The 208-nt window shown below is 30.3% G+C and carries 1 pseudogene; it reads left to right on the forward strand.

The features are described 5' to 3' along the window. Positions 1–208 (forward strand): annotated as a pseudogene (gene greA / locus ABOA88_RS24180) (transcription elongation factor GreA); the annotation flags it as partial.

Below are 208 nucleotides of genomic sequence, written 5' to 3' on the forward strand. Positions count from 1 at the left end.
GATTAGAAGAATTAAAAGTTGAACTTAAACATTTATTAGAAGTTGTAAGACCTAAAGTTATTGAAGAATTAGTTGAAGCACGTAACCAAGGAGATTTAAGTGAAAACGCTGATTATGATGCTGCTAGAAATAGACAAGCTGAAGTTGAAGCAAGAATTAAAGAAGTTGAATCATTAATTAACAGGGCTAAAGTTATTGAAGATTCAAG

This window comes from Pseudomonas sp. PKS (assembly GCF_051913525.1).
GTDB lineage: Bacteria > Pseudomonadota > Gammaproteobacteria > Pseudomonadales > Pseudomonadaceae > Aquipseudomonas > Aquipseudomonas guariconensis_D.